Annotated in this window: 16 protein-coding genes; 10 read left to right on the top strand and 6 right to left on the bottom strand. The window is 70.9% G+C overall.

Features of this window, described 5'->3' with window-relative positions; translation table 11 throughout:
* Positions 1-33: 33 nt before the first annotated feature.
* Positions 34-1,551: a sugar ABC transporter ATP-binding protein gene (locus OG885_RS40500; RefSeq protein WP_405740960.1), complete on the bottom strand. Its 1,518-nt coding sequence runs from the start codon at positions 1,549-1,551 to the stop codon at positions 34-36.
* A 272-nt stretch (positions 1,552-1,823) separates the two neighbouring features.
* Between OG885_RS40500 and rhaI the strand changes: the two genes are divergently transcribed.
* The 6 genes from rhaI (at position 1,824) to OG885_RS40470 (ending at position 9,575) form a co-directional block, all read left to right on the top strand.
* Positions 1,824-2,984: an L-rhamnose isomerase gene (gene rhaI / locus OG885_RS40495; RefSeq protein WP_405740957.1), complete on the top strand. Its 1,161-nt coding sequence runs from the start codon at positions 1,824-1,826 to the stop codon at positions 2,982-2,984.
* 113 nt (positions 2,985-3,097) lie between these two features.
* Positions 3,098-5,137 carry a bifunctional aldolase/short-chain dehydrogenase gene (locus OG885_RS40490; RefSeq protein WP_405740954.1) on the top strand — a complete coding sequence of 680 codons (2,040 nt, stop codon included), beginning with the start codon at positions 3,098-3,100 and terminating at the stop codon, positions 5,135-5,137.
* An 8-nt stretch (positions 5,138-5,145) separates the two neighbouring features.
* The gene (locus OG885_RS40485) at positions 5,146-6,579 is read left to right on the top strand and encodes a rhamnulokinase family protein (RefSeq protein WP_405743111.1); all 1,434 of its coding nucleotides are present in this window, start codon (positions 5,146-5,148) and stop codon (positions 6,577-6,579) included.
* A 71-nt stretch (positions 6,580-6,650) separates the two neighbouring features.
* On the top strand, positions 6,651-7,406 hold the full coding sequence (locus tag OG885_RS40480) for a (Fe-S)-binding protein (protein ID WP_405740951.1): 756 nt from the start codon (positions 6,651-6,653) through the stop codon (positions 7,404-7,406).
* Positions 7,403-8,887: a LutB/LldF family L-lactate oxidation iron-sulfur protein gene (locus OG885_RS40475; RefSeq protein ID WP_405740948.1), complete on the top strand. Its 1,485-nt coding sequence runs from the start codon at positions 7,403-7,405 to the stop codon at positions 8,885-8,887. Before OG885_RS40480 ends, OG885_RS40475 begins: the two co-directional genes overlap by 4 nt.
* Before the next feature lie 31 nt (positions 8,888-8,918).
* Positions 8,919-9,575 (top strand): lactate utilization protein C, encoded by a 657-nt coding sequence (locus OG885_RS40470; protein WP_405740945.1) that lies wholly within the window; start codon positions 8,919-8,921, stop codon positions 9,573-9,575.
* On the opposite strand, the gene OG885_RS40465 is transcribed toward OG885_RS40470, so the two are convergent.
* Positions 9,548-12,601 carry a family 78 glycoside hydrolase catalytic domain gene (locus tag OG885_RS40465; RefSeq protein WP_405740942.1) on the bottom strand — a complete coding sequence of 1,018 codons (3,054 nt, stop codon included), beginning with the start codon at positions 12,599-12,601 and terminating at the stop codon, positions 9,548-9,550. The genes OG885_RS40470 and OG885_RS40465 overlap by 28 nt on opposite strands.
* Positions 12,602-12,850: 249 nt before the next feature.
* Between OG885_RS40465 and OG885_RS40460 the strand changes: the two genes are divergently transcribed.
* The 3 genes from OG885_RS40460 (at position 12,851) to OG885_RS40450 (ending at position 15,908) form a co-directional block, all read left to right on the top strand.
* Positions 12,851-14,005, top strand: a complete 1,155-nt coding sequence (locus OG885_RS40460; protein ID WP_405740939.1) for a betaine/proline/choline family ABC transporter ATP-binding protein — start codon at positions 12,851-12,853, stop codon at positions 14,003-14,005.
* A gap of 156 nt (positions 14,006-14,161) precedes the next feature.
* A complete protein-coding gene (locus OG885_RS40455) occupies positions 14,162-15,397 on the top strand; it encodes a glycosyltransferase (RefSeq protein WP_405740936.1) in 1,236 nt (411 codons plus the stop codon).
* Between the two features lie 79 nt (positions 15,398-15,476).
* Positions 15,477-15,908, top strand: coding sequence for a DUF3224 domain-containing protein (locus OG885_RS40450; protein ID WP_405740933.1), 432 nt, complete (start codon positions 15,477-15,479; stop codon positions 15,906-15,908).
* Between the two features lie 13 nt (positions 15,909-15,921).
* On the opposite strand, the gene OG885_RS40445 is transcribed toward OG885_RS40450, so the two are convergent.
* The 4 genes from OG885_RS40445 to OG885_RS40430 form a co-directional block, all read right to left on the bottom strand.
* Positions 15,922-16,491, bottom strand: a complete 570-nt coding sequence (locus tag OG885_RS40445) for a hypothetical protein (RefSeq protein ID WP_405740930.1) — start codon at positions 16,489-16,491, stop codon at positions 15,922-15,924.
* A 30-nt stretch (positions 16,492-16,521) separates the two neighbouring features.
* Entirely contained in the window at positions 16,522-17,457 is a 936-nt protein-coding gene (locus OG885_RS40440) for an ABC transporter substrate-binding protein (RefSeq protein WP_405743109.1), read from the bottom strand.
* A gap of 248 nt (positions 17,458-17,705) precedes the next feature.
* Positions 17,706-18,377 (bottom strand): ABC transporter permease, encoded by a 672-nt coding sequence (locus tag OG885_RS40435; protein WP_405740928.1) that lies wholly within the window; start codon positions 18,375-18,377, stop codon positions 17,706-17,708.
* Positions 18,374-19,054 carry an ABC transporter permease gene (locus OG885_RS40430; RefSeq protein WP_405740925.1) on the bottom strand — a complete coding sequence of 227 codons (681 nt, stop codon included), beginning with the start codon at positions 19,052-19,054 and terminating at the stop codon, positions 18,374-18,376. The genes OG885_RS40435 and OG885_RS40430 overlap by 4 nt, the downstream gene beginning before the upstream one ends.
* Positions 19,055-19,231: 177 nt before the next feature.
* Between OG885_RS40430 and OG885_RS40425 the strand changes: the two genes are divergently transcribed.
* Positions 19,232-20,017 carry an ABC transporter ATP-binding protein gene (locus tag OG885_RS40425; protein WP_405740922.1) on the top strand — a complete coding sequence of 262 codons (786 nt, stop codon included), beginning with the start codon at positions 19,232-19,234 and terminating at the stop codon, positions 20,015-20,017.
* Positions 20,018-20,019: the final 2 nt, after the last annotated feature.

Here is a 20,019-nt window from a genome sequence, read left to right as displayed (position 1 = left end):
CCCTCCGGAGGACAGGGGACGTCGTGGTGGGCCTCATGCGGCGGCCCTCCCGGTGGCTGCTGCCATCACGGATTCCTCGGTTGCTTCGGAGCGCGGGATCTCGGCGGTGAGCCGGCCCTCGTGCATCACGAGCACGCGGTCGGCCATGCCGAGGATCTCGGGCAGGTCGGAGGAGATCATCAGGACCGCCACGCCGTCGGCGGCCAGCTCGCTCAGGAGCCGGTGCACCTCGGCCTTGGTGCCGACGTCGATGCCGCGGGTGGGCTCGTCGACGATCAGTACCTTGGGGCCGGTGGCGAGCCACTTGGCGAGGACGACCTTCTGCTGGTTGCCGCCGGACAGGGTGTTGACCGTGTCGGCGATGCGGGCGTACTTGACCTGGAGCTTGACGGCCCAGTCGAGGGACCGGCTGCGTTCGGCACCGCGGTCCATCAGGCCGGCCTTCACGGTCGTACGAAGTCCCGTGAGGCCGATGTTGCGCTCGATGGACATGTCCATCACCAGGCCCTGGGCGCGCCGGTCCTCGGGGACGAGGGCCAGCCCGGAGGACATCGCGACCGACGGGGCCCCGTTGGTGAGCTTCTTCCCGTCGAGCTCGACCTCGCCCGCGTCCCAGCGGTCGATGCCGAAGACGGCCCGGGCGACCTCGGTGCGTCCGGCGCCGACCAGTCCGGCGAGACCGACGATCTCGCCGCGCCGCACCTCGAAGGAGACGTCGGTGAAGACGCCCTCGCGGGTCAGCCGGCGCACACTGAGCGCCACCTCGCCCGCCTCGACGTCCTGCTTGGGGTAGAGCTCCTCCAGGTCGCGGCCGACCATACGGCGTACGAGGTCGTCCTCGGTCATGCCGTCGATGGGCTCGCTGGAGATCCAGGCGCCGTCGCGGAGCGTGGTGACCCGTCGGCAGATCTGGAAGATCTCCTCCAGGCGGTGGGAGATGAAGAGGACGGCCGCGCCCTGCTCGCGCAGGGTGCGCACGACGCCGAAGAGGCGGGCGACCTCGCTGCCGGTCAGGGCGGCGGTCGGCTCGTCCATGATCAGGACGCGGGCCTCGAAGGAGAGCGCCTTGGCGATCTCGACGATCTGCTGGTCCGCGATGGACAGGCCGCGCGCGGGGCGGTCGGGGTCGAGCTCGACGCCCAGGCGCTGCATCAGGGCGGCGGTGGCCGCGTGGGTGGCCTTGTGGTCGATGCGGCCGAGCGCCTTGTGGGGCTGACGTCCCATGAAGATGTTCTCGGCGATCGAGAGGTCGGGGAAGAGCGTGGGCTCCTGGTAGATCACGGCGATGCCGGCGTCGCGGGCGTCACCGGGGCCGTGGAAGACGACGGGCTCGCCGTCGAGGAGCACCTGGCCGGTGTCCGGTCGGTGCACCCCCGCAAGGGTCTTGATGAGAGTCGACTTGCCCGCGCCGTTCTCGCCGGCGAGGGCGTGGACCTCACCGGGAAACAGCTCCAGGGAGACGTCCCGCAGGGCGCGTACGGCTCCGAAGGACTTCGAGATGTCCTTGAGCGCCAGCACCGGGGCCGGTCCCGCGTCGGACGGGTGGGTCATGGAGGGCTCCTCGACGACGCCCGGGGACTGCCCTCACGGCGTCGTGAAAGGTTTCAACTTGGTTGCCGGGACGTTAGGCACGGCGCCCATGTCACGTCAATGGGTTCGTGTCGAAAAAATTTCGAGACTCATAGGTCACGGCCGGGTCACGAGCAACAGGCTTGGTCGCAGGGCTTGACACCCCACCGAACGGCTCATACTTTCCCGTGTTGAATCGTTTCACAGTGAAGCCGTTCGGAAACCCTTCGGACCCGACGTCACAGGAGCCCTCAGTGACCGAGCTCGCCGCGGTGAAGGCCGCGCTCAAGACACAGGCAGTCGAAACGCCGTCGTGGGCGTACGGGAACTCGGGGACCCGCTTCAAGGTGTTCGCCCAGCAAGGGGTGCCCCGGACACCGCAGGAGAAGCTGGCGGACGCCGCGCAGGTGCACGCCGTCACCGGTGTGGCGCCCACGGTCGCGCTGCACATTCCCTGGGACAAGGTCGAGGACTACGCCGCGCTGGCGAAGCACGCCGAGGAACACGGGGTGAAGCTCGGCGCGATCAATTCCAACACCTTCCAGGACGACGACTACAAGCTGGGCAGCATCTGCCACCCGGACGCGGCGATCCGCCGCAAGGCCGTCGATCACCTGCTGGAGTGCGTCGACATCATGGACGCGACCGGCTCCCAGGACCTGAAGCTGTGGTTCGCCGACGGCACGAACTATCCCGGTCAGGACGACCTCCGGGCCCGCCAGGACCGGCTCGCCGAGGGCCTCGCCGAGGTGTACGAGCGGCTCGGCGACGGGCAGCGGATGCTGCTGGAGTACAAGTTCTTCGAGCCGGCCTTCTACTCGACGGACGTGCCGGACTGGGGCACGGCGTACGCCCACTGCCTCAAGCTCGGCGAGAAGGCGCAGGTCGTGGTCGACACGGGCCACCACGCGCCCGGGACCAACATCGAGTTCATCGTCGCGACGCTGCTGCGGGAGGGGAAGCTCGGCGGGTTCGACTTCAACTCGCGGTTCTACGCGGACGACGACCTGATGGTCGGGGCCGCCGACCCGTTCCAGCTGTTCCGGATCATGTACGAGGTGGTCCGTGGGGGTGGGTTCTCTCCCGAGGTCGCCTTCATGCTCGACCAGTGCCACAACATCGAGGCGAAGATTCCGGCGATCATCCGGTCGGTGATGAACGTGCAGGAGGCCACGGCGAAGGCGCTGCTGGTGGACCGGGGTGCGCTTTCTGCTGCGCAGGCTTCTGGGGATGTGCTGGAGGCGAACGCCGTGATCATGGATGCGTACAACACGGATGTGCGGCCGTTGCTTCGTGACGTGCGGGAGGAGATGGAGTTGGACGCCGATCCTATCGCTGCGTACCGGCGGTCCGGGTGGGCCGAGAAGATCGTGGCTGAGCGGGTTGGTGGGCAGCAGGCCGGGTGGGGGGCGTAAGCGGCTGCCGGGTTCTGTTTCGTTGCGGGGTGCGGGCCCGTTGTGGCTGGTCGCGCAGTTCCCCGCGCCCCTCGGTAAATCCATCCCCCTTTCTTTAGAAGGAACCGGAAGTCATGGCTACACATCCCGAAGCTGCTGCCCTGCTCGCTCGCTCCCATCGGCTCGGTGCCGACCCCCGTAACACCAACTACGCCGGTGGCAACGCGTCGGCGAAAGGTATCGATAGTGATCCCGTCACCGGGGGTGATGTGGAGCTGATGTGGGTCAAGGGGTCCGGTGGGGATCTCGGGACGCTCACTGAGGCGGGGCTCGCCGTGCTGCGGCTGGACCGGCTGCGGGCGCTCGTCGATGTCTACCCGGGCGTCGAGCGCGAGGACGAGATGGTCGCCGCGTTCGACTACTGCCTGCACGGCAAGGGTGGGGCGGCGCCGTCCATCGACACCGCGATGCACGGGCTCGTCGACGCCGCCCATGTGGACCACCTGCACCCCGACTCCGGGATCGCGCTGGCCTGTGCCGCGGACGGCGAGAAGCTGACCGCGGAGTGCTTCGGGGACACCGTGGCCTGGGTGCCGTGGCGGCGGCCCGGGTTCCAGCTCGGTCTGGACATCGCCGCGATCAAGGAGGCCAACCCGCAGGCCATCGGTGTCGTCCTGGGCGGGCACGGCATCACGGCCTGGGGCGCGACCGCGGAGGAGTGCGAGCGGAACTCGCTGCACATCATCCGTACCGCCGAGCAGTTTTTGGAGGAACGGGGCAAGGCCGAGCCGTTCGGGCCGGTCCTTGAGGGGTACGAGGCGCTGGGTGAGGCCGAGCGGCGTGAGCGGGCCGCCGCGCTGGCTCCTTATGTACGGGCCATCGCCTCGCAGGACCGGCCGCAGGTCGGGCACTTCAACGACTCGGAGGTCGTCCTCGACTTCCTGGCCTGCGCCGAGCACCCGCGGCTCGCCGCGCTGGGCACCTCGTGCCCGGACCACTTCCTGCGGACCAAGGTGGCGCCGCTCGTCCTCGACCTGCCGCCGGCCGCCCCGCTGGAGGAGGCCGTGGCCCGGCTCAAGGAGCTGCACGGCGCCTACCGCGAGGAGTACGCCGCCTACTACCAGCGGCACGCCCTGCCCGACTCCCCCGCGATGCGCGGCGCGGACCCGGCGATCGTGCTGATCCCCGGCGTGGGCATGTTCTCCTTCGGCAAGGACAAGCAGACCGCCCGGGTGGCCGGTGAGTTCTACGTCAACGCGATCAACGTGATGCGAGGCGCGGAGGCCGTCTCCACCTACGCGCCGATCGAGGAGTCCGAGAAGTTCCGGATCGAGTACTGGGCGCTGGAGGAGGCCAAGCTTCAGCGGATGCCGAAGGCGAAGCCGCTCGCCACCCGGGTCGCGCTGGTGACCGGTGCGGGCAGCGGGATCGGCAAGGCCATCGCGCGCCGGCTGGTCGCCGAGGGCGCGTGTGTCGTCGTCGCCGATCTGAACGCCGAGAACGCCGCCGCGGTCGCCGAGGAGCTCGGGGGCGCCGACAAGGCGGTCGCCGTGACCGTCGACGTCACCTCGGAGGAGCAGATCGCCGAGGCCTTCAAGGCCGCCGTACTCGCCTTCGGCGGGGTGGACCTCGTCGTCAACAACGCGGGCATCTCCATCTCCAAGCCGCTGCTGGAGACGTCGAGCAAGGACTGGGACCTCCAGCACGACATCATGGCCCGTGGCTCGTTCCTCGTCTCGCGTGAGGCGGCCCGGGTGATGATCGCGCAGGGGCTGGGCGGCGACATCGTCTACATCGCCTCGAAGAACGCCGTGTTCGCCGGACCCAACAACATCGCCTACTCCGCCACCAAGGCCGACCAGGCCCACCAGGTGCGGTTGCTGGCCGCCGAGCTGGGCGAGCACGGCATCCGCGTCAACGGTGTCAACCCGGACGGCGTGGTGCGCGGTTCCGGGATCTTCGCCGCCGGCTGGGGCGCCCAGCGGGCCGCCGTGTACGGCGTGGAGGAGGAGAAGCTGGGCGAGTTCTACGCCCAGCGGACCATCCTGAAGCGCGAGGTGCTGCCCGAGCACGTCGCGGGCGCGGTCTTCGCGCTGACCGGTGGGGAGTTGACCCACACCACCGGTCTGCATGTCCCCGTCGACGCCGGCGTCGCGGCCGCCTTCCTTCGGTGAGCGCGCTCGTGAAGTCGTACGCCGCGGTCGACCTCGGCGCGTCCAGCGGACGCGTCATGGTCGGCCGCGTCGGCCCCGACAGCCTGGAGCTGGCCGAGGCGCACCGGTTCGTGAACCGGCCGGTGCGGGTGCCGGAGGGGCTTCGGTGGGACGTACTCTCGCTGTACGCCGGGGTGTTGGACGGGCTCAAGGCGGCCGGGCAGGTCGACTCGGTCGGCATCGACAGCTGGGCCGTGGACTACGGCCTGCTGGACGCCGACGGGGCGCTGCTCGGCAACCCGGTGCACTACCGGGACTCCCGCACCGAGGGCGTCGCGGAGAAGGTGTGGGCGACCGTCCCGGCCGAAGAGCTGTACGCGGCCACGGGGTTGCAGTACGCGCCCTTCAACACCCTCTACCAGCTGACCGCCGCCAAGGAACAACTCGGGTCTGCTCAGCGGCTGTTGCTCATCCCCGATCTGCTGACGTACTGGCTCACCGGCGAGCAGGGCACCGAGCTGACCAACGCCTCGACGACGCAGTTGATCGATCCCCGGACGCGCGAGTGGTCGTACGACCTCGCCTCCCGGCTGGGCATCGACCTCGATCTGTTCGCGCCGCTGCGGCAGCCCGGTGATCCGGCCGGGGTGCTGCGGGCCGAGGTGCTGGAGGAGACGGGGCTGCGCGGGCCCGTGCCGGTGACGACGGTCGGTTCGCACGACACCGCGTCCGCGGTGGCCGCCGTGCCGGCCGCGGCCGGTGAGCGGTTCGCGTACATCTGCACCGGCACCTGGTCGCTGGCGGGGCTCGAACTCGACGCCCCCGTGCTGACCGAGGAGAGCCGGGCCGCCAACTTCACCAACGAGCTGGGGCTGGACGGCACGGTCCGGTATCTGCGCAACATCATGGGTCTGTGGCTGCTCCAGGAGTGTGTACGGGCCTGGGGCGGGCCGGAGTTGGGGGCGCTGCTCCTCGACGCGGCGAAGGCGCCGGCGTTGCGGTCGGTGGTGGATGCCTCCGACCCCGTGTTCCTCGCGCCGGGGCGGATGCCGGAGCGGATCGCCGAGGCGTGCCGCGCCTCGGGGCAGCCGGTGCCCGAGACGCCCGGCGAGATCACGCGCTGCATCCTCGACTCGCTCGCCCTCGCGCACCGCAAAGCGGTCGAGGAGGCGCAGCGGCTCGCCGACCGTCCCGTGGACGTCGTGTACGTGGTCGGCGGCGGTACCCGCAACGCGCTGCTGTGCCAGCTGACCGCCGACGCCTGCGGGCTGCCGGTGGTGGCGGGCCCGACGGAGGCGGCGGCCCTCGGGAACGTGCTGGTGCAGGCCCGGACGCACGGGCTGGTCGGCGACCTGACCGCCGCCAGAGGGCTCCTCACCCGTACCCAGCCGCTGACCCGGTACGAGCCCCAGGGGGACACCGCGCCGTGGCACGAGGCGGAGGCCCGGCTCGCCGCGCGGTGAGCGGGGTCTCCCCCCGGCCGCGGGTCCGCACTACCCTGCACTCATCCGATGATCGATCACAAGGAGCCGCGATGCGTGTCGCCCTGTTCCTGACCTGTGTCAACGACACGCTCTATCCGGACACCGGGCGCGCCGTGGTGAAACTGCTGACCAGGCTAGGCGTCGAGGTCGACTTCCCGATGGCCCAGACCTGCTGCGGGCAGGCGCACTACAACACCGGTTACCGGCATGAGACGGAGCCGATGGCCCGACATTTCTCCGATGTCTTCGGGGAGTACGAGGCGATCGTCACGCCGTCCGGTTCGTGCGGGGCGATGGTGCGGGAGCTGTATCCGCGGCTGGGTGAGCGGGCGCGGGCGGAGGGGCGCGGGGACGGCCTCGCCACCGCGCTGGCGCCCGTGGTGCCGAAGACGTACGAGCTCACGGAGTTCCTGGTGGACGTGCTGGGGGTGACGGACGTGGGTGCCTACTACCCGCGGAAGGTGACCTACCACCCGACCTGTCACGGGCTGCGCGGGCTGGGTCTCGGCGACCGGCCCCGGCGGCTGCTCCAGGCCGTGAAGGGGCTGGAGTTGGTGGAGCTTCCGGGGGCGGAGGAGTGCTGCGGGTTCGGCGGCACCTTCTCCCTGAAGAACTCCGATGTCTCGGCGGCGATGGGCGCCGACAAGGTGCGCAACGCCGAGTCGACCGGTGCCGACGTGCTGTGCGCGGCCGACAACTCCTGTCTGATGCACATCGGCGGGACGATGGCCCGGCTGAGCACGGAGATGCGGCCCGTCCACATCGCGGAGATCCTGGCGAGCACGGAGGAGGAGCCGGCGGTATGAGCGGCACGTTCGTAGGGATGCCGGCCTTCCCGAAGGCCGCACACGAGGCGGTCAACAACCCGACGCTGCGCGGGAATCTGCGGCACGCCACACACACGATCCGCGCCAAGCGCGAGAAGGCCGTCGCCGAGGTCTCCGACTGGGCCGAGCTGCGCGAGGCCGGCAAGCGGATCAAGGACCACACGCTCCGCCGTCTCGACGACTACCTCGTCCAGTTGGAGGAGTCGGTGACGGCGGCGGGCGGCATCGTCCACTGGGCGGCCGACGCCGAGGAGGCCAACCGGATCGTCACCGAACTGGTCAAGGCCACCGGGGAGTCGGAGGTCGTCAAGGTCAAGTCGATGGCCACGCAGGAGATCGGGCTCAACGAGGCGCTGGAGGAGGCGGGCATCCATGCCTACGAGACCGATCTCGCCGAGCTGATCGTGCAGTTGGGCAAGGACCGGCCCTCGCACATCCTGGTCCCCGCCATCCACCGCAACAGGGGTGAGATCCGGGACATCTTCGCGCGCGAGATGAGCGAGTGGGGGCGCCCGGCCCCCGAGGGCCTCACCGACACGCCCGCAGAACTCGCCGAGGCGGCCCGTCTCCATCTCCGTGAGAAGTTCCTGCGCGCCAAGGTCGGCGTCTCCGGCGCCAACTTCATGGTCGCCGAGACCGGCACCCTGGTGGTCGTGGAGTCCGAGGGCAACGGGCGGATGTGTCTGACCCTGCCCGAGACGCTGATCTCGGTCGTCGGCATCGAGAAGATCGTGCCGACCTGGCAGGACCTGGAGGTCTTCCTCCAGACGCTCCCCCGCTCCTCCACCGCCGAGCGCATGAACCCGTACACCTCGACCTGGACCGGCACCACCGACGGGGACGGTCCGAAGACCTTCCACCTGGTGCTGCTGGACAACGGCCGCACCGACACGCTCGCCGACGAGGTCGGCCGCCAGGCCCTGCGCTGCATCCGCTGCTCGGCCTGTCTGAACGTGTGCCCGGTCTACGAGCGGGCCGGCGGCCACGCCTACGGCTCGGTGTACCCGGGTCCGATCGGCGCCATCCTCAGCCCCCAACTCCGGGGTACCGCAAGCGACATCGACGCGTCGCTGCCGTACGCGTCCTCGCTGTGCGGGGCCTGCTACGAGGTGTGCCCGGTCGCCATCGACATCCCCGAGGTGCTGGTCCATCTGCGCGAACGGGTCGTGCAGGGCGGTGAGGTGACCCGCGAGGGCAACAAGGTGGTGCTCAAGCCCGCCAGGGGGCATGCCGCGGAGCGGGCGGCGATGCGGGCGGCCCGCTGGGCGTTCGCCCGCCCCGGCGCCCTGCGCACCGGCCAGCGCCTGGCCTCCCGCAGCCGGCGCCTGCACCCGCGCAGCCTGCCGCTGCCGGGTCCCGGCAAGGCGTGGAGCGCGACACGGGATCTGCCCCCCGTGCCCGCGGAGCCGTTCCGTGACTGGTGGCAGCGGACTCAGGGCGGAAAGGGCGGTGCCAAGTGAGCAGCAGGGAACAGATTCCGGGCGGTGCCGAGTGAGCAGCAGGGAACGGATTCTGGGCCGGGTGCGGCGCGCGCTGGCCGACGCCTCGGGCGAGGACACCCCGATCGAGCGCACGTATCTGCGCGAGCACGGTGACCGCACCGTCGAGGAGACCACCGAACTCCTCGCCGAGAACCTCGCCGACTACCGGGCGATCGTGCACCGTTGCGCCCCCGACGACCTCGCGGCGACGCTCGCCGGGATGCTCGCCGCGCGCGGCACGAAGACCGTGCTCGTGCCGCCGGGCCTCGACCCGTCGTGGCTCGCGGAGGCCGACGCCGAGCAGGTCCCCGACCGGCCGGAGAGCACCCCGCACGAACTGGACCGGATCGACAGCGTCGTCACGGCCTGCGCGGTGGCGGTCGCCGAGACCGGCACGATCGTGCTGGACGGCGGCCCCGACCAGGGCCGTCGCCGGATCACGCTCGTCCCCGACCACCACATCTGTGTCGTACAGGTCCCGGAGCAGGTCGTCTCGTCGGTGCCGCAGGCCCTCGAACGTCTCGACCCGGTCCGCCCGTTGACCTGGATCTCCGGTCCGTCGGCGACCAGTGACATCGAGCTGGACCGGGTCGAGGGGGTGCACGGCCCGCGCACCCTGGAGGTGGTGCTGGTCGGTGCTCAGCCCAGCGCGGAGGTCAACTCGTAGCGTCCGGAGGGCAGTCGGTAGGAAGCGATACCGTCCGCGAAGTCCAGATGCTCCACACCCCGGACGCGTGACAGGGGTGTACGGCCCTCGCGGACGGTGTCCGGATCGGACGTGGGAAGGCGCAGGGTCGCGGTGCTGTTGGCGGGAACCGTGGCCCGGTAGGTCAACTCCCGCCCCTCGACCGCCCATTGGCTGGCGATCTCGCCGTACGGCGACAGGTGCGAGCCCGCCACCCGGGTGATCCTGCCCGTCGGGTCGAGGTGCGGCCTGAGGAAGAAGTGCCGGAAGCCCGGGTGGGCGGGGTCCTTGGCGATGCCGGCCATGCTCTCGTACATCCACTCCATGATCGCGCCGTAGGAGTAGTGGTTGAACGAGTTCATCGCGACCGGCCCGAAGCCGTCGTCCTTGGAGTAGGAGTTCCAGCGCTCCCAGACCGTGGTGGCGCCGTTCTTCACCGAGAACAGCCAGGACGGCATCGCGTCCTGGTGGAGCAGCCGGTAGGCGAGGTCGGCGTGGCCGACGTCGGTGAGCACCGGCGCGAGGACGTTCACGCCGAGGAAGCCGACGGAGAGGGTGTTCTCGGCGTAGTCGACCCGGGTGCTGTCGGGGTGGGCGGCCTTGTAGGCGGCGTCGTTGCCGATGTTCTCGGCCAGCATGGTGACCAGTTGGCGGCGCTGGGCCTGCGTTTCGTGGAAGCCGAGTTTGAGGATCCACAGCAGCGCGGTCTGGGTGTTGTCCTCGGTCTTGGTGGGGGTGTCGCCGGGGGTGGGCGGTGGGTCGCCGAGGCTGGAGCGGACGGTGAGGGTGCCGTTGTCGGTGCTGAGGTAGTTGGCGATGAAGGCCCGTTTGATGCGGGCGAAGAGGTCGTCGTAGGCGCGGCCCTCGGCGGTGCGCCCGGTGGCGCGGGCCATGTCCGCCATGAGGCGGGCGCTGTAGCCGTAGTAGACGTCGCTCATGAGCTGGGTGCCGGTGTTCTGGAAGGCGAGCCAGTCGCCGAAGACGGCGCCTTGTCCGGCGTAGGTGTCGCCGGTCCGCCGGTGGATCCAGTCCAGGTACTTGGTCATCGCCGCCCAGCTGCGGTCGATGACGGCCGGATCGCCTGACATCTGCCACACCGTCCACGGCACGACGACCCCGCAGTCCGCCCAACCGCTGGCCGGAACGGGGTGGTTGTAGCGGTTGCCTGGGGCGACCCAGGTGAACTGGGCGCTGTCCTGACCGTAGATCCGCTGGGAGTCGATCAGCGACTCCTCGAAGTGGCTGAGGAAGTTCACCGCGTCGGCGTTGTAGAGCCCGGTGTTGGAGAACAGCTGGGTGTCACCGGTCCAGCCGAGGCGTTCGTCGCGCTGGGGGCAGTCGGTCGGCACCCACAGGTAGTTGCCGCGCTGGCCCCAACGGACGTTGCTGATCAGCTGGTTGACGTCCGCGTCGTCCGTGGTGACCGTGCCGATGTCGCGGACGGCGGAGGTGGCGACGCGGCCGGTGAAGCCGGTCAGGGTGACGGTGTCGGTCGCGGTGACGGAGACGTAGCGGAAGCCGTAGAAGGTCAGGGAGTCCTGGTGGGTCTCGCCGCCCGGGTCGCCCTTGAGGAGGTAGGTGCTGGTGGCCTTGGCCGAGCGGAGGTTGGCGCGGTAGACGGAGCCGACCGGGCCGTCGGCGCCCGCGCTGTCGTCGTTGAGCATCTCGCCGGGCGCGAGGGTGACTTGGGCGCCTTCGGGGCCGCGGAGGGAGTAGCGGGGCACGCCGACCATGTTCTGGCCGAGGTCGATCACGGCGGTCTCCCCGGAGCGGAGGATCAGGGGCAGGGTCGCCGCCTTGCCGGAGGAACCGCCGGAGTACACGGTGATCGACCGTGGTGCGCGGTCCCACTCGGGGATGAGGCGGGCGCTCTCGCCGGGATAGGCCACGAGTCGGGAGTCCGGGAACTTCGTGGTGAAGCCGTGCTCCTCCACGCCTGACCAGCCGGCGGTGTCGAAGCCGTTCGCCGTCCAGCCGGGCAGCTCCTTGCGGGCGTCGTAGGTCTGGCCGTCGTAGATGTCGTCGGCGCGGTAGGGGCCGGTGTCCGTGGCCTTCCAGTCCGCGCCAGGCTCGGTCACGACGGTCTGTGTCGATCCGTCGGTGTAGCGGATGAGCAGCCTGGCCTTGAGGGCGAGCCGGTTGCCGTCCGGGGAGTAGTACGAACTCCCCTCGGACACACGGCTGTTGTACCAGCCGTTGCCCAGTACGGCGGCGAGGGTGACCTGCCGCTCCGCCGCGACCAGGGCGGTGACGTCGTAGGTCAGGTAGCTGACGCGGGCGTCGTAGTTGGTCCAGCCGGGCGTGAGCAGTTCGTGGGTCGTGCCGCGGCCGTGCGGCACCGCGACCCGGTGGCCGTTGACGTAGGCGTCGTACACGCCGAGCGCGGACACGTACAGCCGGGCCGCGCGCACCCGGCGCCCCGTCAGCTCCGTCTGCCGTCTGAGCAGGGGCGCACCGGCGGTGTTCGGCGCCTTGCCGGACATGCTGATCCAGCGGGCTCCGTCCCAGCCGGTGACGCCGTCGGTACTGAGGAGGGCGGTCTCGAAGTGGGCGGCGGGGGTGCCGGGGACGATGCGGCCGTTCTCGTCCCAGACCCGGACCGTCCAGTGGTAGCGGGTCGAGGGCCGCAGTTCCCGGCCCGCGTAGGGCACCGCCACCGAGTCGGCGGAGGCGACCCGGCCGCTGTTCCACACGTCGGCGCGTGCCGGGCTCAGCCGCTCGGGTGTGGACGCCACCAGGATCTGATACGCCGTCTGGCGCCGACCCCGGGTGGCCGAGGCCGTGCGCCAGCCGAACCTCGGCCGGGTGGCGTCCACGCCGAGCGGGTTCGTGCGGTGCTCGACCGTGAGGCCCTCGACGGCGCCACGGTCCCCGGCCGGTGCGGCAAAGGCCGCTGCCGCGCCGCCGATCCCGCCCGCCATGGCCACCGGTACGGCGCCCAGCGCCGTGGTGAGCACCGTCCTGCGGCGCACGTTCCTGCCGTTCGTGCTGTCGACTCCGTCTGTCATGCCGTGGTCCCTTCGGCGTTCGGAGTTGTATCGATTCAGCTCGTTCGGCGGTTGAAGCTAGTGGCGTATGTGACGGGTGTCCACCGCTTCAGCAGGGTGAATTACCGCCAGATTCCAACAGAACCCCTCAGCGGTGCCCTATGGCGCGAAGTCGGTTTTTGAAACCGTTCAAAATCGGAACCGCGCCTTCACCAGCCGGTGGGACCCTGCCGGAGGGCGGGTCGGGGTGCGCGCCCTTAGCGTGAGGTCATGATCCGGTTCGAGCAGGTCAGCAAGCGGTACCCGGACGGTACGACGGCCGTGGACGACCTCAGTTTCGAGGTGTCCGAGGGTGAACTCGTCACGCTCGTGGGCCCGTCCGGCTGTGGCAAGACGACGACCATGATGATGGTCAACCGGCTGATCGAGCCGACCTCGGGGCGGATCCTCGTGAACGGCGACGACATCGCCACGGTCGACCCGGTCCGCCTGCGGCGCCGTATCGGGTACGTCATCCAGCAGGTCGGCCTCTTCCCGCACCGCACGATCCTCGACAACACGGCGACCGTGCCGGCGCTGGTCGGCTGGAAGAAGGCCAGGGCACGCGCACGCGCCGCCGAACTGCTCGACCTGGTGGGCCTCGACCCGAAGCGGTACGGGTCGCGCTATCCCGAGCAGTTGTCCGGCGGTCAGCGCCAACGGGTCGGCGTGGCACGGGCGCTGGCCGCCGATCCGCCGGTGCTGCTGATGGACGAGCCGTTCGGGGCCGTCGACCCCGTGGTGCGCGAGCAGTTGCAGGACGAGTTCCTGCGGATGCAGGCCGCCGTGCGCAAGACGGTGCTGCTGGTCACGCACGACATCGAGGAGGCGGTGCGGCTGGGCGACCGTATCGCCGTGTACGGACAGGGCCGCATCGAGCAGTTCGACACGCCCGGCGCGGTGCTGGGGGCGCCGGCGACGCCGTACGTGGCCGAGTTCGTGGGCGCCGACCGTGGGCTGAAGCGGCTGTCGGTGACCGAGATCGAGGTCGACGACCTGGAGCAGCCGCCGCTGGCCCGCCCGGACGAGCCGACCGGGGCGGCGGCGGACCGGCTCGGGGCGGAGGGCGCACGCTGGGCGGTCGTGCTCGACGACGGCGGCACCCTGCACGGCTGGGTCGGGGTCGAGGATCTCGCGGCGGGCGGCACGGTCGGCGACCACGCGCACCGGATGAACGCCTGGGTACCGGTCGGGGCGCCCCTCAAGCAGGCGTTCGGGGTGATGCTCCAGCACGACGCCGGATGGGTCGCGGTGCTGGACGGGGCCCGCTTCCTGGGGGTGCTCACCCCGGCGAAGCTGCATGAGGCGCTGCGGCGGTCGGTGGACGCGGACGCGCTGGGGGTGGCGCGGGATCAGGTGCGGTTCGACTCGGTGGCGGACGCGTAGGCGCCCTGCCGGGTGCCGACATACGAAGGGCGAAGAGTTCTTCAACTCCCCGCCACTATCAACCTATAGCGCACCGGGGGGCTTGTGGCAAGGCCCCCCTCATGCCGCAGAATCTCCGACCTGACCGCCTGGACCAGCGGAAACGGGAGTCTTGAAGTGCGTGTGTTGCTGATGTCGTACGGATCGCGCGGAGACGTGGAACCGCTTGCGGGGCTGGCCGCGGCTCTGCGGGAGCTCGGGGTGGAGGTACGGGCGTGTGTGCCGCCGGACGAGGAGCTCGCGGCGCTGCTGACCCGCGTCGGTGCGGAGGTGGTGTCGTTCGGCTCGTCGGTGCGGGCGCTGGTGACGGGGGCGCGGGGCCCGTCCCCCGACCTCGCGTTCAAGGTCGCGGCCGAGCTGGTCGCAGGGCACTTCGGTGAGGTCGCGGCGGCGGCCGAAGGGTGCGACGCGCTGCTGGCGACCGGTCTGATGCCGGCCGGGGCACGGTCGGTGGCCGAGCATCTGGGCATCCCCTACGTGCTCGCCTGCTTCCACCCGTGCGGGCTGCCGTCGTCGCACTACCCGCCGCTGACCCGGCCGGGCAAGCCGAACCCGCCCGGCGTGACCGACCTCAAGGAGCTGTGGCGCCTCGACGCCGAGCGCGTGAACGCGCTGTACGGCGAGCCCCTCAACACCCATCGCGCCGCCCTCGGCATGCCGCCGGTCGACAATGTCCGCGACCACGTCCTCACCGAGCGGCCGTGGCTGGCGGCGGACCCGGCGCTGGGCCCGTGGCAGGAGATGACGGACCTCGAACTCGTGCCGACCGGCGCGTGGATCCGGCCGGACGACCGGTCGCTCCCGGCCGAGCTGGAGGCGTTCCTGGCGGCCGGCGCGCCACCGGTGTACGTCGGGTTCGGCAGCATGGCCATGCATGCCGCGAGCGATGTCGGGCCGGTGGCGATCGAGGCGGTGCGTGCGCACGGCCGCCGGGTGCTGCTGGGGCGTGGCTGGGCCGACCTGGCGCTGGTCGACGGCCAGGACGACTGCTTCGCCGTCGGCGACGTCAACCATCAGGCGCTGTTCCCCCGGGTCGCCGCGGTCGTCCATCACGGCGGCGCGGGTACGACGACGACGGCCGCGCGGGCGGGCGCGCCCCAGGTGATCGTGCCGCAGGTCGCGGACCAGCCGCTCTGGGCGGCCCGGGTGGCGGACCTGGGCATCGGCGTGGCGCACGACGGTCCGGCGCCGACCCTCGCGTCCCTGACGGCCGCCCTGGAGACGGCGCTGTCCCCCGAGACGCGCGAGCGGGCCGAGGCCGTGGCCGGCACGATGCGCACCGACGGGGCGACGGTCGCCGCGAAACTGCTGATCGACGAGATCGGCCGGGAGAGGCCGCCCGTACCGGCCTGACCCGGGGCGACGAGGGGCCGGTGCAGGTGCCGGTGCCGGTGCCGGTGCCGTTGTCAGTGGCGCGTCCTACGCTCGGGGCATGAGAGCTTCGGGAACGTTCAAGGTCGCGGACTTCACACCGGCCCCGGTGCCGGCCCCGGGCATCGAGACGGCCGTGCCGGTCGGTGTCGCCACGATGGAGAAGAGTTACGAGGGTGAGGTCACCGGGCGTTCGGCGACCCTGTTCACGGCCGCGTACGACCAGGGGACCGAGGTCGGTACGTATGTCGCGATGGAGTCCTTCGAGGGCTCGCTGCGGGGCCGGGCGGGCGCGTTCAACTTCGCGCACTCGGCGACCACCCTGGGCGAGTTCAGAGGCAGCGAGTTCTTCGTGATCGTCCCGGGCAGTGGCACGGCTGAGCTGGCGGGGATCACCGGTACGGGCGGCATCGAGATCGACGCGGACGGCACGCACCGGGTGTGGTTCGAGTACGAGGTGGACGCTCCTTCCGGCCCCCACGCGGCGGCGTGAGGGCACCGGCACGTCAGCTGAAGAGTATGGGGCAGCCGCGGCGCAGGGAGTGCTGGGCCGCGCGGACGTAGAGGGCCACGTAGAAGGCGGCGTCCAGGTCGTCCGCCCAGGGGCCGGGTCGGGCGGCGGCGGTCCGCTCGGCCCGGCCGTCGAGGAACCAGTTGGTCAGGTCGAGGTTCATGTGCGAGACGGGCAGCATCGGCGGCAGCCCGATCGCCGCCGCCAACCGCTGTGCGAGGTCGAGTACTTGGGGCGCTCCGGCGACCACGGTCGTATCGGTGTAGGCGGACCCCACGGGCAGTTCGACCGTCTCGTCGAGCGGAATCGGCACCAGCACCGACCAGCCGCAGAGCGTCTCCTCCTCGTCGCGGGTCAACTGCGCGCGGCAGAGCTCGACGAAGCCGTCCATGGAGGGGCTGAGCTTCTCCTCGAACTCCAGCCCGCGGCACTGCGCCGGAACCTCGTAGCGCGGCAGGCCTCGCCCGCTCAGCTCCGCGTCGAGGGCGGAGGCGATCTCGCCGTACCCGCCCTCGTCCTCGGCGCGCCAGTCCGCTGCGCCGACATCCACCAGATAGACACCCATGGCGGCAATCTACGAGGCGCCACTGACAATTCACCTCAGCAGCCCCTTCTCCTCCAAATACGCCCGCGCCACATCCCTCGCCAACCGCCGCCAGCTGTCCACCTGTTGGTTCATCGACGCGAGGTCGGCCGTCGTCAGGACGTCGTTGAGCTTGTCCAGTGCCTTCGTGACGCCCTCGCTGCCGGCGCGGGAGCGGTTGACGACGGGCACCACGTAGTCGGCGTTCTGGAGATGCTTGTCGTCGGCCAGGAGGACCAGCCCGAAGTCGTCCAGCGTGGCGTCCGTCGTGGTCGTCAGCATCAGCTGGTCCTGGCCGCTCTGCACGGCACGCTTGGCCTGGGTGGTGCCGACGCCCTTCGGATCGACGCCGGTGATGTCGATGCCGTACGTCTTCCGCAACCCGGGTTCGCAGTACGGCCGTTGCACGCACTCGTCGCCCGCCGCGAGCCGCACCTCCAGTCCCGAGGCGCCGAGGTCGCTCAGCGTCTTCAGGTCGTGTGCGCGGGCGTACGCGACGCTGACCGCGAAGGCGTTCTGGTCCACCGCCCGCCCGGCGTCGAGGACGCTCAGACCGCGTGGCGCGGCCAGGCGGCGCAGGGCCGTCATCGTGGCGTCGAGGTCCGGGGAGCCGACCGGGGCCGCGTCGGCGCCGTTGGTCTTGGCGTTCAGCCAGTCGGCGAAGGTGGCCGCGTACTCGGGGACGACGTCGATCTGGCCGGACTCCAGGGCGGGTTCGTACAGCTCGCGGTTGGCGACGGTCAGGAAGGACGTCTTGTAGCCGGCCCGGTCCAGCAGCAGCGCGTACATCTGGGCCAACAGGTCGCTCTCGGTGAAGCCGGCGGAGCCGATGGTCAGATGGTGGCTGTCGCCGGGTGCCGCGGTGACCGCGTTCTGGTTCTCCAGGGAGGGCCCCGTCGCGCAGCCCGCCACCAGCAGCACCGAGCTCAGGGCGAGCCACCGCCGCATCGGAGCCCGCTCGCCCAAGGCCGGCCACCGCCTCATCACACCCCTCTCCCCCAAAGCCGGCCACCGCCACATCGCACCCACCTCCCGCAAGGCCGGCCGCTCCCCCATCGCAGTCCTCTCGCCCAAGGCCGGCCGCCGCCTCATCACACCTCTCTCGCCCAAGGCCGGCCACCGCCTCATCACACCCCTCTCCCCCAAAGCCGGCCACCGCCTCATCACACCCCTCTCCCCCGAAGCCGGCCACCGCCTCATCGCACCCCACGCGCCCAGCGCGGCCCCAGTCGTTCCGCGATCTCGAAGATCCCCTCGACGAGCAGCGCGAACACGGCGACCAGCACCGCGCCCGCCACCACCTGAGGCGTGCTCGCCAGGTTGAACCCGGCGGTGATGATCCGGCCCAGCCCTCCGCCGCCCGCCAGTGCGGCGATGGTGGCGGTCGCGACGAGCTGGACGGCGGCGATCCGGACGCCGTTCAGGACCATCGGGAGCGCAAGGGGCAGCTCCACGCGGAACAGCATCTGCCGCCCCGTCATGCCCATCCCGCGCGCCGCCTGGACGATGCTCCGGTCGACCTCGCGCATACCGACGTAGGCGTTGGTGAGCAGGGGCGGCAGGGCGAACAGGACGAGCGCGACCACCGTGGGGCCTTCTCCCCAGTCGCCGATGGGTGTCAGGAGGAGAAGGACCAGCACGGCGAACGTCGGCACCGCGCGGCCGATGTTGGAGATGTTCACCGCGAGCGCGCCGCCCTTGCCGAGGTGACCCAGCACCAGGGCGATCGGCAACGCGATGATACAGCTGATCAGCAGACAGACGACGGTGAGGACGAGGTGTTGCAGCAGCCGGTGCCAGATGCCGTCGTCGCCCGTCCAGTGCGCGGGGTCGGTGAGCCAGTCCCAGGCGTCGGTGAGGGTCGTCATCCGCGCGTCGACCTCGTCCAGGGGGTGAGCAGCCGTTGCACTCCGAGGAGCAGGACGTCCGCGGCGATCGCGATGACGACGCACAGGGCGGAGGCGGTCAGGACCTGGGCCTTGAAGTAGGTGTTCATACCGGCGTAGATGAGGTTGCCGAGGCCGCCGTGGCCGACGATCGCGCCCACCGTCACCAGGGACACCGCGGACACCACGGCGATACGGAGGCCGGCCATCGCGGCGGGCAGGGCGAGGGGCAGCTCGACGGTGAGCAGGAGCCTGATCGGGCCGTAGCCCATGCCGCGCGCGGCCTGCCGGGTCTCCTCGGGGACGGCCCGCAGGCCCGCGAGGATGTTCCGGACCAGCAGGGTGAGCGAGTAGAGGACGAGGCCCGCGACGACGAGGGTCGCGGAGAGCCCGTACAGGGGCAGGAGCAGGGAGAACATCGCCAGGGACGGGATCGTGTAGAGGATCGTCGTGAGAGCGAGGACGGGTCCGGCGGCCCAGCCCCAGCGGCGGGCCAGGACGGCGAGCGGTAGCGCGATCACGAGGCCGATGAGCACCGAGACCGCGGTCAGTTGGAGGTGCTGGGCGACGGCGTCCAGAAGGATCTGGCGGCGGGTGCTCAAGTACTCGCCGCAGATCCACTCGTTGCGCGCGAGACAGTCGTCCGGGGGCACGGTCACGGGTCCATTGCACCGGGCGGGCCAAGGGGTCGGCGCGTTGTGGTGACCCGTCCGGGGTGAGCACGGTGGTGCTGAGTACACCCTCGGATACGGGTTCTGCGCCCCATGTGGTCGGCCCGTCGGCTCCGTAACTTCTTTGGCAGGGCACAGGGGGTGCCCGACCGAGAGGTGATGACGATGTTTCGCACAGGCTCGCGACGCCGGCACGACACGGGACCCGCCGCGGAGGCGCTGCGGCTGGTCAAGGTCACCAAGACCTACGGCAGTGACGACAGCGCCGTGACCGCCCTGGACGGGGTCACGCTCGGACTGGGCCGGGGCACCTTCACCGCCGTTATGGGGCCGTCAGGGTCGGGGAAGTCCACGCTGCTCCAGTGCGCGGCCGGCCTGGACCGGCCCGATCACGGCATCGTGGTGGTGGACGGCACCGAGCTGACGGGCGGCACCGAGGCGGAGCTGACGAGGTTCCGGCGGGGGCGGGTCGGCTTCGTGTTCCAGCAGTACAACCTGCTGGACACGCTGACCGTCGCGCAGAACACCGTGCTGCCGCTGAAACTGGCCGGGCGACGGGTGGACCGTGGACGGGCCACGGACGTCCTGACCCAGGTCGGGCTCGGCGACCGGCTGGGGCACCGCCCCGACCAGTTGTCCGGCGGTCAGCGGCAGCGGGTCGCGATCGCGAGGGCGCTGGTCTGCGAACCCCGGGTGATCTTCGCCGACGAGCCGACGGGGGCCCTGGACACCCGCAGCGCGCGCACGGTGCTGCGGCTGCTCCAGGAGGCGGTGCGGGTGCACGGGCGGACCGTGGTGATGGTGACGCACGATCCGGTCGCCGCCTCGTACGCCGACTCGGTGCTGTTCCTCGCGGACGGCAGGCTGGCCGGCCAGTTGCAGGCGCCCACCGCGGACGCGGTCGCCGAACGCCTCGCGCACCTGGGCGACGACGTGACGGCGGGGGTGTGAGC

Origin of the sequence: Streptomyces sp. NBC_00028 (genome assembly GCF_045041065.1) — a bacterium.
Lineage (GTDB): Bacteria > Actinomycetota > Actinomycetes > Streptomycetales > Streptomycetaceae > Streptomyces.
Note: the sequence above shows the minus strand (reverse complement) of the source record. Positions and strands in the feature narration are given on the sequence as shown.

What these genes read in the sequence shown, in the direction of transcription:
- OG885_RS40465 (WP_405740942.1), bottom strand. Translation starts at nt 12,601, where the DNA reads ATGACAGACGGAGTCGACAGCACGAACGGCAGGAACGTGCGCCGCAGG.
- OG885_RS40475 (WP_405740948.1), top strand. Translation starts at nt 7,403, where the DNA reads ATGAGCGGCACGTTCGTAGGGATGCCGGCCTTCCCGAAGGCCGCACAC.
- OG885_RS40450 (WP_405740933.1), top strand. Translation starts at nt 15,477, where the DNA reads ATGAGAGCTTCGGGAACGTTCAAGGTCGCGGACTTCACACCGGCCCCG.
- OG885_RS40500 (WP_405740960.1), bottom strand. Translation starts at nt 1,551, where the DNA reads ATGACCCACCCGTCCGACGCGGGACCGGCCCCGGTGCTGGCGCTCAAG.
- OG885_RS40425 (WP_405740922.1), top strand. Translation starts at nt 19,232, where the DNA reads ATGTTTCGCACAGGCTCGCGACGCCGGCACGACACGGGACCCGCCGCG.
- OG885_RS40480 (WP_405740951.1), top strand. Translation starts at nt 6,651, where the DNA reads ATGCGTGTCGCCCTGTTCCTGACCTGTGTCAACGACACGCTCTATCCG.
- OG885_RS40460 (WP_405740939.1), top strand. Translation starts at nt 12,851, where the DNA reads ATGATCCGGTTCGAGCAGGTCAGCAAGCGGTACCCGGACGGTACGACG.
- OG885_RS40490 (WP_405740954.1), top strand. Translation starts at nt 3,098, where the DNA reads ATGGCTACACATCCCGAAGCTGCTGCCCTGCTCGCTCGCTCCCATCGG.
- OG885_RS40445 (WP_405740930.1), bottom strand. Translation starts at nt 16,491, where the DNA reads ATGGGTGTCTATCTGGTGGATGTCGGCGCAGCGGACTGGCGCGCCGAG.
- OG885_RS40435 (WP_405740928.1), bottom strand. Translation starts at nt 18,377, where the DNA reads ATGACGACCCTCACCGACGCCTGGGACTGGCTCACCGACCCCGCGCAC.
- OG885_RS40440 (WP_405743109.1), bottom strand. Translation starts at nt 17,457, where the DNA reads ATGCGGCGGTGGCTCGCCCTGAGCTCGGTGCTGCTGGTGGCGGGCTGC.